This window comes from Mesorhizobium sp. M1A.F.Ca.IN.020.04.1.1 (genome assembly GCF_003997315.1).
Classification (GTDB): domain Bacteria; phylum Pseudomonadota; class Alphaproteobacteria; order Rhizobiales; family Rhizobiaceae; genus Mesorhizobium.
The window spans coordinates 37979-51740 of the sequence record NZ_RZSN01000002.1 but is presented as its reverse complement, the minus strand read 5'-3'; the positions used below and the strand labels follow the sequence as shown (position 1 = coordinate 51740).

Sequence of the window (13762 nt, the reverse complement as noted above, 5' to 3'; positions counted from 1 at the left end):
CGATTTTTCGGATCGTGCTTTGTGGAAAAGTTTACGATTATTTTTTTGATCTGGGCTTCGCCGCAGCCGCAGGTGCGGCTTGCCCGGTCAATTCGGCGAGCTTGGCCTCGAGCGCTTCGACGCGCACCGCAAGCTGGATGTTGTCTTCTCTTGCCTTGACGGCCATCTCGCGCGCAGCCTCGAACTCCTCGCGTTTAACCACATCCATGGAGTTGAGCAGGCGCTCGGCCTGGCTGCGGAAAGCCGTCTCCATCTCGCGCCTGACGCCTTGGGCTGCCCCCGCGGCATCGGTCATCAGCTTGGCGAATTCGTCGAGAATGCGGTTCGTTCCGGTCGACATGGCAAATCCTCGCTTGATTATTTTGACGTAGTGGCGCGCGGCACGGATTGCAAGCGAAGCGTGCCTTGACCCCGCCAAAACCCTGCCGCATGGTCCGCGCCCGATAGACGACCGCAACCGGAGCGACCCAGTTTGAGCGAATATTTCCTGCTGCCGCTGGCCTCCCTGCGCTTCCCCAATATCGACCCGGTCATCGTCCATATCGGGCCGCTGGCGGTGCATTGGTATGGCGTCGGCTACATCGTCGGCATTCTGTTCGCCTGGTGGTACGCCAAGCGCCTGGTCAGCAATGCCAGCCTTTGGCCGGACGGCAAGCTGCCGATGAAGCCCGAGGATCTTGACGATTTCATCGTCTGGGCGGCGATCGGCGTGGTGCTCGGCGGGCGCACCGGCTATGTCCTCTTCTACGACCTTCCACGCTATATCGCGCATCCGCTCGACACCTTGGCGGTCTGGCAGGGCGGCATGTCGTTCCATGGCGGACTGCTCGGCGTGATCCTCGCCATGACCCTCTTTTCGCTCAAGCGCGGCATTCATACCTGGACGCTGTTTGACGTCGTCTCGGCCGGCGTGCCGGTCGGCCTTGGGCTGGTGCGTGTGGCCAATTTCATCAATTCGGAGCTCTGGGGCCGTCCGTCGGACGTGCCCTGGGCGATCGAATTCCCCAATGGCGGCCCGTTCACCCGGCATCCCAGCCAGCTCTACGAGGCGCTGCTGGAAGGTCTTGTGCTCTTCCTGGTGCTGCGCTTTCTCACCCACTCGCGGCTGAAGCTGAAGACACCGCGCTTCGTCGGCGGCGCCTTCATCTGCGGCTACGGCCTGTCTCGCATCTTCGTCGAGTTCTTCCGCGAGCCTGACCAGCAGCTCGGTTATCTGCTCGGCACCAACTGGCTGACCATGGGCATGGTCCTGTCCTCGCCGATGGTGCTCGCCGGCATCTGGGCCATGGCCACCGCAAAGCCCACGACGCAGACGCAGCCGGCATGACCAGGCTGAAGGAGCGCATCATCGGCCTGATCGGCGCGGTGGGGCCGATCCCGGTCAGCGAATACATGGCGCTCTGCCTGTTCGACCCTGAGGACGGCTATTATACGACGCGCGAGCCCTTCGGCGCCGCCGGCGACTTCGTCACCGCGCCGGAGATCAGCCAGATGTTCGGCGAGCTTGTCGCCGTCTGGCTCTACCAGGCCTGGCAAGGCGGCGGGCGTCCGCTGCCAGCCACCTTCGCCGAAATCGGCCCCGGTCGCGGCACGCTGATGAAGGACATGCTGCGCACCTGGTCCCGCCTCGATCCGGCGCTTGCCGCCGAGGCTTCCTTCGCCATGATCGAGACCAGTCCGCGCCTGGCCGAAATCCAGCAAGAGACGCTTGCCGGCCAGAGCCCCGCCCTGAGCTGGCACCAAACCATCGACACGCTGCCGCAGCAGCCGCTCTTCATCGTCGGCAATGAACTCTTCGACGCCGTGCCGATCCGCCAGTTCGTCTATGTCGGCGCCGGCTGGCGCGAGCGCATGGTCGGGCTCGACGAGAAAGACAATCTTCATTTCTTCGCCGGCGCGGGTTCCGTCGACCCGGCGCTGCTGCCGGCCGGCGCGGCCGATGCTCTGCAAGGCGCCATCGTCGAGGTGGCGCCGGCCCGCGCCGCGCTGATGACAGCGATTGCCGAGCGTATCGCCGGCCATGGCAGCGCCGGGCTGTTCATCGACTACGGCCATCTTGAGCCGGGCTTCGGCGACACATTGCAGGCTGTGCGCAGGCACGATCACGAAGACGTGCTGGCCAATCCCGGCGGGGCCGATCTTACCGCTCACGTCGATTTCGCCGCGTTGGCCGCAGCCGTCCGGGAGCACGGCCTCCAGGCGGAACTGACCACGCAGAGCGAATTCCTGCTCGGCATGGGCTTGCTCGAGCGCGCCGGCGCGCTGGGCGCCCGGGCCGATGATGTCGCGCGTCAGGCGATTTCCGAGGCGGTCAAGCGCCTTGCCGGCCCCGATGCGATGGGCGAGCTGTTCAAGGTGATGAAGATCCTGCCAGCCGCGAAAACTGGCTGACATCGGCGGGCAACCCGTGCAAGCTGACCCTGCCACTTGCCCGAGCCTCACATCCCCCAACCGAACTCCACCTTGACGAAATCGCCCACGCGGACAACAAACCCTTCCATGCTGAATCAGACCAGACCCGATCCAGTACGCTCGCCGCTGCTTGCGAAGGCGCCAGGCATACGCCACGGCTATTTCACCCGCATCGGCGGCGTCTCCGGCGGCATCTATCAAGGCCTCAACATCGGCACGGGCTCCGGCGATGATCAGACGCTGGTTGCCGAAAACCGTCGCCGCGTTGCCTACTGGATGGGCGTGCCGGCGGATCATCTCCTCACCGCGCACCAGGTCCATTCTCCCGATGTCGTCATTGCCAGGGAGCCTTTTGCCGGCCCTCGCCCCCAGGCCGACGCCATCGTCACCGACCGGCCGGGCATCGCTGTCGGCGCCTCGACGGCCGATTGCGGTCCGGTGCTGTTCGCCGACGCGGAGGCGCGCGTCATCGGCGCGGCCCATGCCGGCTGGAAAGGCGCCCTCACCGGCGTGCTCGAAAACACCGTAGCCGCGATGGAAGGGCTCGGCGCCCGCCGCGATCGCATCGTCGCCGTGCTCGGCCCTTCCATCGGACTCGACAATTACGAGGTGGGACCGGAATTCGTCGCTCGCTTCATCGAGGCCGACGCCGGCAATCAACGCTACTTCAAGTCGTCGCAGAACCCTGGCCACTCGATGTTCGACCTCAACCAATATACGGTCGACCGGTTGCGCAAGGCCGGCGTGACCGCCGACGGGCTCGGCCGCTGCACTTACGCGGAAGAACACCTTTTCTATTCCTACCGCCGCACCACCCACCGCAAGGAAGCGGATTACGGGCGGCAGGTCTCGGCAATCGTTCTGGAGAAAGAGTAATGGCGCTGCATTTCGAACGTTCGGAATTCGACGGGCGGCGCGACCGGCTGCTGATCGAGATGGCCGAGAAGAAGCTCGACGCCGTGCTTTTGTTCGCGCAGGAGAGCATGTACTGGCTGACCGGCTACGACACTTTCGGCTTCTGCTTCTTCCAGTGCCTGGTGGTGAAGGGCGACGGCTCGATGGTGCTGCTCACCCGCTCGGCCGATTTGAGGCAGGCGCGAAACACCTCGACCATCGAGAATATCGTATTGTGGACCGATCGTGATGGCGCCAATCCCGCGATCGACCTGCGCAACCTGCTCAACGATCTCGATCTGCTTGGCGCCCGCATCGGCGTGGAATACGACACGCACGGCCTCACGGCCTACAATGGGCGTCGCGTGGACGAGCAGTTGCAGACCTTCGGCCAGATCGCCGATGCTTCCGGAATCGTCGGCCGGCTGCGTCTCTTCAAGAGTCCGGCCGAGATCGCCAAGGCCGAAAAAGCCGCAAGCCTCGCCGACGATGCGCTCGATGCCGCGCTGCCGCTGATCAAGCAGGGCGGCGACGAGGCGCTGATCCTGGCCGCCATGCAAGGAGCAGTTTTTGCGGGCGGCGGCGACTATCCCGCCAACGAATTCATCATCGGCTCCGGCGCCGATGCCCTGCTCTGCCGCTACAAGGCTGGCCGCCGCAAGCTCACCAAAAACGACCAGCTGACGCTCGAATGGGCGGGCGTCTTCCATCACTATCACGCGGCGATGATGCGCACCGTTTTGACCGGGAAGGTCTCGAAGCGCCACCAGGAACTGTTCGATGCCGCCCGCGCGGCCCTGCTTGCCGTCGAGAAGGCGATGACGCCGGGCAATTCCTTCGGCGACGTCTTCGACGCGCATGCCCGCACGCTCGAGGCGCATAATCTGACCAAGCACCGGCTGAACGCCTGCGGCTATTCGCTCGGCGCCCGCTTCACGCCGTCCTGGATGGACATGCCGATGTTCTACCAGGGCAATCCGGAGCCGATCGCGCCCAGCATGACGCTGTTCGCGCATATGATCATCATGGATTCGGAAACCGATACGGCGATGACGCTCGGCCGCACCTATCTTACCACGGAATCGGCGCCGAAGCCGCTCTCGCGCCATGATCTCGACTTGATCGTGCAGTGAATCCATAATGGTTGGTTCACGCGGGGGCGTTCGCCACCAAGGAGTTGTCGGGCAAATGAGACGATCGCAGGTGACGACCGTGTCATTGCTTGCGGCGCTGGCGCTGGCCGCCTGCACCAACGCCAAGGACGTCCTCGATCCTTCTGCCGTCAAGCCGCCGGCGGGTTCGGCCCAGGCTCTGCCGGCCACCCAGGGCACGTCGGCCACCGCATCGCCAACAACGACCACCGCGCCCGCGCCCACAGCGACCGCGGCGGCTTCAACGCCTGCCACGCCGGCTCAGGCCGCCGCCATCGCCAAGACCCGGCTGCAGGTAGCGCCGATCGTCGGCGCCTCGGTGGAGGCCGCAGCACCCTTGACGGCGGAATTGCAGACGCGCGCCAGGCAGCGCGGCGTGACCCTTGTCGGCAGCACCGACCAGACGGCGACGCATGTGCTGAAGGGATATTTTTCGACGATGTCCGAAGGCAAGGAGACCACAGTCATCTATGTCTGGGACATCTACGATCCTTCGGGCAACCGCCTGCATCGCATCAATGGGCAGCAGAAAGCGGCCTCGGTCGGCAGTGGCGAAGGCTGGCCGGCAGTAGCGCCGGCGACCATGCAGGCCATCGCCGACCAGACGATCGACCAGTTCACCGCGTGGCTCGGCGGCGACGGCGCCGGTTGATCGACCAACCTGTTGCCGGCTTGCGATCCAGCCGGCCTTTGTTGCGCCTTGTCGAACGATTCCCGATCACGAGGCTTGCAATACCGGCGCGGGCCGCTAAAAGCCCGGCATAAAGGCTCATGAGAGTCTGTCCGGTCTCTCCATCCTTCACCAGGAACGGTGCATGAAGCTTTTTGCGGGCAATTCCAACAGGGTGCTGGCCGAAGCGGTCGCTCGCTATCTCAACATCCCGCTGGGGAAGGCCAGCGTCAGGCGCTTCGCCGATCAGGAGATCTTCGTCGAGATCCAGGAGAACGTGCGCGGCGAGGATGTCTTCATCCTGCAGTCGACCTCCTATCCGACCAACGACCATCTGATGGAGCTGCTCATCATGATGGACGCCTTCATGCGCTCCTCGGCAAGGCGCATCACGGCGGTCATTCCCTATTTCGGCTACGCCAGGCAGGACCGCCGCGCCTCAGGCCGCACGCCGATTTCGGCCAAGCTCGTCGCCAACATGATCACCCGCGCCGGCGCCGATCGCGTGCTGACGCTCGACCTCCACGCCGGCCAGATCCAGGGCTTCTTCGACATTCCGACCGACAATCTGTTCTCGGTGCCGGTGATGGCCCGCGACGTGAAGGCGAAATACAAGCAGCTCGGCAATGTCGTCGTCGTATCGCCCGACATCGGCGGCGTAGTGCGGGCGCGCGCGCTTGCAAAACGCTTCGATGCGCAGCTCGCCATCGTCGACAAGCGCCGCGAGCGGCCCGGCGAATCCGAGGTGATGAACATCATCGGCGCCGTCGCCGGCAAGGATTGCCTCTTGATTGACGACATCGTCGATTCCGGCGGCACGCTCTGCAACGCGGCCGATGCCTTGCTCGCCAACGGCGCGACCAGCGTCACTGCCTACATCACCCATGGCGTGCTCTCGGGCGGCGCGGTTGCCCGCATCAGTGGCTCGAAACTGCAGGAACTGGTGATCACCGATTCCATCCAGCCGAGCCAGGCCGTGCTCGACGCGCCCAACATCCGCGTCATCTCGATCGCCGACCTGATGGGCGAGGCGATCTCGCGCACGGCGACAGAAGAATCGGTCTCAAGCCTGTTCGACTAAGCCGCGGCGCTGCTGGCTTGAACCGGGCCGCTTGATCGCTTTGGCCCCTCGCCTGACTCGCGCGCGCCGCGCATATAGCCGCGCGGCGAGCTGCCGAGCATGCGCTTGAACATGGTGATGAACGCCGGCACGCTGTCATAGCCAAGATCGAGCGCCACCCTGGTGATGGGTTCGCCGTCGGCGAGCCTCGGCAGCGCCGCGAACAGGCAGGCCTGCTGGCGCCAAGTGGAGAGCGACAGCCCGGTCTGGCGGTGGAAGGCGCGTGTGAAGGAGCGCCGGCTCATGCCAGCGGCATCCGCCCATTCGTCGATCGTCGCATGTGGCGAGGGCGCCGCGACAAAGCGCCGGCAGAGCGCCGCGAGCTTCGGATCCGACGGAAAAGGCAGGCCGAGCGGCCGCTCCGGCAGGTTCGGTATCTCATGCAGCAAGAGCCCCATGATCAGCCCGGCGCGTCCTTCGAGCTCGCCGCCCTGAGGCAGCTTCTCCGATTCCACGATCAGGCTGTGCATCAGCTCGGTGATGCCGACGACGCGTAATCCCTCCGGCAGGCCGGGAATTGCATCCGGCACCACATAAACCGAGCGCATCGAGACATCGCCCAGCATCTCGACCGAATGCTCGATACCGGCCGGTATCCACATCGCATGGTCGGGCGGCACCATCCAGCGGCCGTGCCTGGTCGTCACCAGCACGACGCCGACAAGCGCATGCAGCAACTGGCTGCGGCTGTGGCGGTGCCGCGGCACGTGGTAGCCGTCGGGATATTCGGTCGGCAGCGCGACCGCCGGCCCGACCGCCTGCTCCAGCCACTGCCAGCGGCTTTCATGCAGCCGGCCGAGCTCGGCGGCGTCGCCCCTGAAGATTTCCCGGCCATGCGGCATTCGATGTGGCCCACTTGCGAAACTATTGGACCAAACCACGAAAGAAGTCGCCATTCAAGCCGATTATAAGACAAGCGGCCAATAAAGCTGGCTGGCTGCGGTTCGCCGCCAAAAAGACCTGGAGCATTGCCTTGACCGATACGACCGCCACCGCCGTCGCCACCCCAGCGCCGGCAAGCCACGCCTCGGCGCAAGCGACGGCCTTCACCGTCATTCTTGCGGTGAGCTTCTGCCACTGCGTCAACGACATCATGCAGTCGCTGCTTTCGGCGATCTATCCGCTGCTCAAAGAGAATTACGGTCTCGATTTCTGGCAGATCGGCCTTCTTACGTTCACTTTCCAGGTAACGGCCTCGCTGCTGCAGCCTGTGATCGGCATGATCACCGACAAGCGACCGATGCCCTATTCCTTGCCTTGGGGCATGGCCTCATCACTGGTCGGGCTGGTGGTGCTCGCGCATGCCGGCCATTACTGGCTGCTCCTGATCGGCGCCTCGCTGATCGGTATCGGCTCGGCGATCTTCCATCCGGAATCCTCGCGCATCGCCCGCTTCGCCTCGGGCGGCCGCTTCGGTCTCGCGCAATCGCTGTTCCAGGTCGGCGGCAATTTCGGCCAGGCGATGGGCCCGCTGCTCGCCGCCTTCATCGTCGTGCCTTTCGGCCAGACGAGCATTTCCTGGTTCGCCGTCGGCTCGCTGATCGGCATCGTCGTGCTGTGGCAGGTTGGCGGCTGGTACAGCCGGCTGCGCGCCTCGATGGCCAGCCGCAAGCCGGCGGCTCACGTCTCGCCCTTCCCACGCAAAAAGGTCATGGGGGCATTGGCGGTGCTGACGCTGCTGGTGTTGAGCAAGAACGCCTATATCGCCTCGCTGTCCAGCTACTACACCTTCTACGCCATCCATAAGTTCGGCGTTTCGGTGCAGATGTCGCAGGTCATGCTCTTCCTGTTCCTCGGCGCCTCGGCGCTTGGCATCCTGCTCGGCGGCCCGTTCGGCGACCGCTACGGACAGAAGGCGATGATCTGGTTCTCGATCGTCGGCGTTCTGCCCTTCACGCTGGCGCTGCCTTACGCCAATTTGGAATGGACGATGGTGCTTACCGTTGTGATCGGCCTGATCCTGTCGTCGGCCTTCTCCAACATCGTCGTCTTCGCGCAGGAACTGGTTCCCGGCCGCGTCGGCATGATCGCCGGCATCTTCTTCGGCTTCGCCTTCGGCATGGGCGGCATCGCTGCGGCCGTGCTCGGCGTCATCGCCGACATGAAAGGCATCGACTTCGTCTACCACGTCTGCTCGTACCTGCCCTTCCTCGGCCTGCTGACCGTGTTCCTGCCGAACATGAAGGAGGCCAGGAAAGCCTGAGCCGGCCACTCCGGACGAGCTCCAGAGAGCAAAGCACCCGCGCGATGGCGGGTGCTTTTCTGGCGCTGGGACTCAGGCCTGGAAGAAAGCCAGGAGGTCGGCATTGATGACGTCCGCATGGGTCGTCGCCATGCCGTGCGGAAGGCCCTTGTAGACTTTGAGCTCGCCCTTCTTGAGCAGCTTGATCGCGAGCAGCGCCGAATCCGCGATCGGCACGATCTGGTCGTCGTCGCCATGCATGACTAGCACCGGCACGTCGATCTTCTTCAGGTCCTCGGTGAAGTCGGTTTCCGAGAACGCCTTGATGCAGTCGTAATGCGCCTTGGCGCCGCCCATCATGCCCTGCCGCCACCAATTGTCGACCACACCTTCCGACACCGTCGCGCCTGGACGGTTGAAGCCGTAGAAAGGGCCGGCCGGAACGTCGCGGAAGAACTGGGCGCGGTTCGTCGTCAGCGCCGAGCGAAAGCCGTCGAACACTTCGATAGGCAAGCCGCCGGGATTGGCAGCGGTCTTGAGCATGATCGGCGGCACCGCGCCGATCAGCACAGCCTTGGCGACACGGCCTCCGGAACCGTACCGCGCGACATAGCGCGCCACTTCGCCACCGCCGGTCGAATGCCCGACATGGATGGCGTTCTTGAGGTCGAGATGCGCAACCAGCGCCGTCACATCGGCGGCGTAGGTGTCCATCTCATTGCCGGTGTCAGTCTGGCTGGAGCGGCCATGGCCGCGGCGGTCATGGGCGATGACCCGATAGCCCTTGGAGAGGAAGAACAGCATCTGGGCATCCCAGTCGTCGCTGCTCAGTGGCCAGCCATGGTGGAAGACGACCGGCTGACCGGTGCCCCAATCCTTGTAGTAGATCTGCGTGCCGTCGTTGGTGGTGATCGTGCCGCTGCCCGAGCCGGCCTTCGCATGTGAAGCTTCAGTCATCTCAATCTCCGTTTTAGGTGTCGCGATAAATGATATCGCGATAATTATGTGTCTAGCGCAACAATGACTTCTTGTCCACGATAATATGTATCGCGATATGATTTTTTGTGCTAAAGAGCCTCACGACGTCGACAAAAGGATCATAGCGCGATGCCTCTGCCCCTGGACAATCAGCTCTGTTTCGCGCTCTACGCCACGAGCATGGCGATCAACCGTACCTACAAGCCCATGCTCGACGAGATGGGGATCACGTATCCCCAGTATCTCGTGCTCAATGCGCTTGGAGAGGCCGATGGCATGTCGGTCGGCACCATAGCGCGCCGGCTGGCGCTGGAATCGAGCACCGTCACCCCGCTGGTCAAGCGCATGGAGCAGGCGGGTCTGGTGACCCGCCAGCGCAGCCATCACGATGAGCGGCAGGTGCAGGTCGATCTCACCGCGGCAGGCCGGGCGCTGCTCACGCAATGCAGCTGTCTGGGCGAAACGCTGGTCGAGCGTTCAGGCATGACCTCGGCCGAGATCGATGCTCTCACGCGAAAAGTCCGGGCGTTGCGCGATGCGTTGAGCGGCGACCAATCGGCTGATGCTGCCTGACCTCCAAACGCCGGACAAAGTCTGCTTAGTGCAGGCCACGGCCCGCGTCCCATCGCCGGGGCCATTTCCGCCGCGGCTTGGCAGGCATCCTCGACGATGGTCCTTCGAGAAGGGCCGTTCAAAATCCTTGCTTAACCCGGCACGGCCTCTCTGCTGACCGGCGGCAGTGGCGGCGCATCCAGCCCCTGGAACGGGTCGCGCCAGGCATCGATATGCTCGATCCGCCGATACCAGCGGCTGAGCGATGGATAGTCATCGAGCGGCAACCGGGCAGCATCATTGAACGCGAGAAAGGTCGCCATACGAAAGTCGGCATAGCAAACCGAATTGCCGACCAGCCATTGGCGCCCGCAAAGCTCGGCTTCAAGGATGGCGGCCGTCATGTGGAACTGCCTCAGCCCCTCCTCGACCAATGCCTTGTCGATCGGCCCCAGTCCCCAGCGCTGTTTCGTGCCGCGCTCGAAATGCACCATGTCGCAGGCCCTGACGAAATTCTCCTTGCCCCAGCTCAGCCAGCGGATCATCTCCGGTTCGTCGTCGCCGGTGCGCCAGAAATCCGAATGCATGTCGCGCGAGAGCCGGCAGGCGATCGCATCGGCTTCCCACAGGCTCCATCCCGGGCCGACCAGGATGGGCAAGGTCAAATTTGGGTTCAGCGCGCGGTAGCGCTCGGCTTGCCCCGGCGCCATGGGCGAGGCGAATTCGAAGGCGACATCGGCCTTCAGATAGCGCGCCGACGCGACCGCGAGGCGAGGATTGGGATTGCGGCTGAACAGTAGTTTCATGTCGATCTCCGGTCCTTCGATTGCCTGCCAAGGACGTTTGAAACCGGCCCGATGCTACATGACGCATGCGGGCGGGACCCGGCGCAACTCGCCAGATCCGACTTTGCAGCGGAGCAACGCGTCGGCTATGCCTCCCGGGCCGGATATCATCGCTTAGCCTAGCCAAGCCTTCCCGTTCAACGGCTTGCGCCCCTGCCCGCCTTCCGCTATAGAGCCGCCACCCGCGTAGACACCCTTGGAGGCAACGCGGAGGAAGGCCGGCCAGGCCTGCATGATCCCCGAAGCGTTTGGACAGCCAAAAGCGTTGGATGGACCATGCAAGGCCGCGACGGCTTTCGACGTTTACGGATGGGCTTGCCCGCCGCGAGCGCTCCATAACACGCGAAAGGAAATGCCATGAGCCACGAGGCTTACGAGCTCAAGGCCGAAGCGCGCGAACAGGTCGGTAAGGGGTCCGCCCGTGCAGTTCGCCGCAACGGCAAAGTGCCTGCAGTTATTTACGGCGACAAGCAGCCCCCCCTGGCGATCGCCCTCAACTACAAGGACATCTTCTACAAGATCCACGGCGGCGGGTTTCTGACCACGATCGCTACGATCGATGTCGACGGCAAGAAGATCCAGGTCCTGCCGAAGGATTTTCAGCTCGATCCGGTCAAGGACTTCCCGGTCCATGTCGACTTCCTGCGCATCGGCAAGGACACCGAGGTCAATGTCGACGTGCCCGTCCACTTCATCAATGAGGACAAGTCGCCCGGCATCAAGCGCGGCGGCGTGCTCAACATCGTTCGTCACGAAGTCGAGTTCCACTGCCCTGCCAACGCGATCCCGGAATTCATCACCGTCGATCTCGCCGGCACCGAAATCGGCGACTCGATTCACATTTCGGCGGTTGCCCTGCCGGCCGGCGTCAAGCCGGTGATCTCCGATCGCGACTTCACCATCGCGACCATCGCCGGCTCCGCGGCAATGAAGCCGGAGACGGAGGAGACTGCCGAAGCGGCGGCGCCGGAAGCTGAGGCCGCTGAGGCCGAAGAGAAGTAATTCTCTCGGCGCCAGGAGACGACGATGCTTGTCTTTGCAGGCCTCGGCAATCCGGGCGCGAAATATCAGAACAACCGGCACAATGTCGGCTTCATGGCGGCGGACGCGATAGCCCGCCGCCATTCCTTTTCGCCCTGGTCGAAGAAGTTCCAGGGCCTGATCGCCGAGGGCGCCCTGGGCGGCGAGAAGATCCTTTTGATCAAGCCGCAGACCTTCATGAATTTATCCGGCCAGTCGGTCGGCGAGGCGTTGCGCTTCTACAAACTCGATGCCGCCGCCCTCACCGTCTTCTACGACGAGATCGACCTTGCCTCCGGCAAGCTCAGGGTCAAGGTCGGCGGCGGTTCCGGCGGCCACAACGGCATCCGATCGCTCGACCAGCATGTCGGCAATGCCTATCGCCGGGTGCGCATCGGCGTCGGCCATCCCGGCGTCAAAGAGATGGTGCACGGCCATGTGCTCGGCGATTTCGCCAAGGCCGACCGTGAATGGCTCGACGTGTTGCTCGACGCGATCGCCGGCGACGCCGCACTGCTGGCCAAGGGCGACGACAACTCCTTCATGAACCGCATCACGCTCGCGCTGCGCGAGAAGCTCGTGCCGACCGGCGATGACGATCGGCCTCCGCCCAAGGCGCCAAAACAGCAGAGCCATATCCGCCAGGCCCTCCCGCAGCAGCCGCCGGCGAAGGTTCCCGAGAGCGGGCCGATGGCCGCGATGCTGAAGAAGCTGTTCGGAAAAGACTGAGCGTCGAAACGACCATGCCAAGGGCTTGACGATCGTCCGCGCTTTCGCCCATAGCCCTCACCAAATCTCGAATTCCCGATAGGACCGGACGAACATGGGTTTCAAATGTGGCATCGTTGGCTTGCCCAACGTCGGCAAGTCGACGCTGTTCAACGCGTTGACCAGGACGGCTGCCGCGCAGGCCGCCAACTATCCTTTCTGCACCATCGAGCCGAACACCGGCGAGGTGGCGGTTCCGGACCCGCGGCTGCAGAAGATCGCCGCGATCGGCAAGTCGAAGGAGATCATCCCAACCCGCATCTCCTTCGTCGACATTGCCGGACTGGTGCGCGGCGCCTCCAAGGGCGAAGGTCTGGGCAACCAGTTCCTCGCCAACATCCGCGAGGTCGACGCCATCGTGCATGTGCTGCGCTGCTTCGAGGATGACGACATCACCCATGTCGAGGGCCGCATCGATCCGGTCGCCGACGCCGAGACCGTCGAGACCGAGCTGATGCTCGCCGATCTCGAAAGCCTGGAGCGCCGCATCGTGCAGGTCCGCAAGCGCGCCGCCGGCAAGGACAAGGAAGCAATGACCGTTCTGCCGATGATGGAGGCGGCGCTCGAACTGCTGCAGGCAGGTCGCCCGACCCGCGTCCTGCTCAATGGCATCGCGGCGGAGGATCTGCGCATCCTGCAGGGCCTGAACCTGCTCACATCGCATCCCGTGCTCTATGTCTGCAACGTCGCTGAGGCGGACGCTGCCACGGGAAACGAGCATACAAAGGCGGTGGAGAAGATGGCCGCCGCGCAGGGCGCCGGCACGGTGGTGATCTCGGCGGCGATCGAGGCGGAAGTTGCCCAGCTTTCCGACGAGGAGGAAATGGAGTTCCTCGCCTCGATCGGCCTTGACGAGCCGGGCCTCAACAAGGTGATCCGCGCCGGCTACGAGCTCTTGCATCTGATCACCTATTTCACCGTCGGGCCGAAGGAGACGCGCGCCTGGACGATCCACAAGGGCGATAAGGCACCGCAAGCTGCCGGCGTCATTCACACCGACTTCGAACGTGGTTTCATCCGCGCCCAGACGATCTCCTACAACGACTTCGTCACGCTCGGCGGCGAAGTGGCGGCCAAGGAAGCCGGCAAGGCGCGCGACGAAGGCAAGGAGTATGTCGTCCAGGACGGCGACATCATGCTGTTCAAGTTCAACACCTGAGTGCCTGGCTG

15 protein-coding genes are annotated in these 13762 nt (G+C 63.9%); 11 read left to right on the top strand and 4 right to left on the bottom strand.

Annotated elements, in window-relative coordinates:
- Window positions 1–37: 37 nt before the first annotated feature.
- Entirely contained in the window at window positions 38–340 is a 303-nt protein-coding gene (locus EOA49_RS01295) for an accessory factor UbiK family protein (protein WP_066994397.1), read from the bottom strand.
- Window positions 341–472: 132 nt separating this feature from the next.
- Between EOA49_RS01295 and lgt the strand changes: the two genes are divergently transcribed.
- The 6 genes from lgt (at window position 473) to EOA49_RS01265 (ending at window position 6208) form a co-directional block, all read left to right on the top strand.
- Window positions 473–1327 carry a prolipoprotein diacylglyceryl transferase gene (lgt, locus tag EOA49_RS01290; RefSeq protein ID WP_127240502.1) on the top strand — a complete coding sequence of 285 codons (855 nt, stop codon included), beginning with the start codon at window positions 473–475 and terminating at the stop codon, window positions 1325–1327.
- Window positions 1324–2391, top strand: a complete 1068-nt coding sequence (locus tag EOA49_RS01285; RefSeq protein WP_127242996.1) for a class I SAM-dependent methyltransferase — start codon at window positions 1324–1326, stop codon at window positions 2389–2391. Before lgt ends, EOA49_RS01285 begins: the two co-directional genes overlap by 4 nt.
- 108 nt (window positions 2392–2499) lie before the next feature.
- A complete protein-coding gene (gene pgeF / locus EOA49_RS01280) occupies window positions 2500–3288 on the top strand; it encodes a peptidoglycan editing factor PgeF (RefSeq protein ID WP_067326578.1) in 789 nt (262 codons plus the stop codon).
- Window positions 3288–4439, top strand: coding sequence for a Xaa-Pro peptidase family protein (locus EOA49_RS01275; RefSeq protein WP_127240829.1), 1152 nt, complete (start codon window positions 3288–3290; stop codon window positions 4437–4439). Before pgeF ends, EOA49_RS01275 begins: the two co-directional genes overlap by 1 nt.
- A 55-nt stretch (window positions 4440–4494) precedes the next feature.
- Complete coding sequence (locus EOA49_RS01270; RefSeq protein WP_095801664.1) at window positions 4495–5109, top strand: hypothetical protein; 615 nt, start codon at window positions 4495–4497, stop codon at window positions 5107–5109.
- Between the two features lie 163 nt (window positions 5110–5272).
- Window positions 5273–6208, top strand: a complete 936-nt coding sequence (locus EOA49_RS01265; RefSeq protein WP_066994382.1) for a ribose-phosphate pyrophosphokinase — start codon at window positions 5273–5275, stop codon at window positions 6206–6208.
- Here EOA49_RS01265 and EOA49_RS01260 read toward each other — a convergent pair.
- On the bottom strand, window positions 6205–7089 hold the full coding sequence (locus EOA49_RS01260; RefSeq protein ID WP_127240828.1) for a helix-turn-helix transcriptional regulator: 885 nt from the start codon (window positions 7087–7089) through the stop codon (window positions 6205–6207). The genes EOA49_RS01265 and EOA49_RS01260 overlap by 4 nt on opposite strands.
- Before the next feature lie 131 nt (window positions 7090–7220).
- Here EOA49_RS01260 and EOA49_RS01255 point away from each other — a divergent pair, with 131 nt between their 5' ends.
- The gene (locus tag EOA49_RS01255; protein WP_067327132.1) at window positions 7221–8450 is read left to right on the top strand and encodes an MFS transporter; all 1230 of its coding nucleotides are present in this window, start codon (window positions 7221–7223) and stop codon (window positions 8448–8450) included.
- Between the two features lie 72 nt (window positions 8451–8522).
- Here the strand turns inward: EOA49_RS01255 and EOA49_RS01250 are convergent, their stop codons facing one another.
- Window positions 8523–9386 carry an alpha/beta hydrolase gene (locus tag EOA49_RS01250; protein WP_127240827.1) on the bottom strand — a complete coding sequence of 288 codons (864 nt, stop codon included), beginning with the start codon at window positions 9384–9386 and terminating at the stop codon, window positions 8523–8525.
- A gap of 150 nt (window positions 9387–9536) precedes the next feature.
- On the opposite strand from EOA49_RS01250, the gene EOA49_RS01245 reads away from it, so the two are divergent.
- Window positions 9537–9980 carry a MarR family transcriptional regulator gene (locus EOA49_RS01245; RefSeq protein WP_127240826.1) on the top strand — a complete coding sequence of 148 codons (444 nt, stop codon included), beginning with the start codon at window positions 9537–9539 and terminating at the stop codon, window positions 9978–9980.
- A 131-nt stretch (window positions 9981–10111) separates the two neighbouring features.
- On the opposite strand, the gene EOA49_RS01240 is transcribed toward EOA49_RS01245, so the two are convergent.
- Window positions 10112–10765 carry a glutathione S-transferase family protein gene (locus tag EOA49_RS01240; protein ID WP_127240825.1) on the bottom strand — a complete coding sequence of 218 codons (654 nt, stop codon included), beginning with the start codon at window positions 10763–10765 and terminating at the stop codon, window positions 10112–10114.
- 396 nt (window positions 10766–11161) lie between these two features.
- Here EOA49_RS01240 and EOA49_RS01235 point away from each other — a divergent pair, with 396 nt between their 5' ends.
- The 3 genes from EOA49_RS01235 (at window position 11162) to ychF (ending at window position 13751) form a co-directional block, all read left to right on the top strand.
- Window positions 11162–11806 (top strand): 50S ribosomal protein L25/general stress protein Ctc, encoded by a 645-nt coding sequence (locus EOA49_RS01235; protein WP_066994365.1) that lies wholly within the window; start codon window positions 11162–11164, stop codon window positions 11804–11806.
- A 24-nt stretch (window positions 11807–11830) separates the two neighbouring features.
- Complete coding sequence (gene pth / locus EOA49_RS01230; RefSeq protein ID WP_127240824.1) at window positions 11831–12553, top strand: aminoacyl-tRNA hydrolase; 723 nt, start codon at window positions 11831–11833, stop codon at window positions 12551–12553.
- 94 nt (window positions 12554–12647) lie between these two features.
- Entirely contained in the window at window positions 12648–13751 is a 1104-nt protein-coding gene (ychF, locus tag EOA49_RS01225) for a redox-regulated ATPase YchF (RefSeq protein ID WP_095777301.1), read from the top strand.
- The last annotated feature ends 11 nt before the right edge of the window (window positions 13752–13762 follow it).